Here is a 414-nt window from a genome sequence, read left to right on the forward strand (position 1 = left end):
GCATTCAGGTCGACAAAAGACTGAAGGCCGCCGAAGGTGCCTGAGCGAGCCCCGGCAGAGTGCGCCGGTGCAAAGTGAGCATCGTCGCGCAAATCGGACGGTGTGGGCGCATTCAGGTCGACAAAAGACTGAAGGCCGCCGAAAGTGCCTGAGCGAGCCCCGGCAGAGTGCGCCGGTGCAAAGTGCGCGTCGTCGCGCAAATCGGCATGCGGCGGGATTTCATGGTAGACCCCTGGGGGCGCCTTGGCAGTTGATGGTGACGCGGATTCTTGCATCGCCTCGCTTAAGAAAGCCCCGGCGCCCTCGCTCTGCGCGGTCGCGGGTAGCTCCTGCGAAGTGGGCCGTCCAGCGTCCAGCACTGCTGGCAAAGCCGACTGCTCAGCTGCTTGCAGCCGCAGGTCTCGATTCGCCTCG

General features: G+C 64.7%; 1 pseudogene. It reads right to left on the minus strand.

The features are described 5' to 3' along the window. A pseudogene (locus ACWGS9_RS35435) lies at window positions 1–414 on the minus strand (Ulp1 family isopeptidase); the annotation flags it as partial.

Source organism: Mesorhizobium sp. Arg314 (assembly GCF_053714275.1).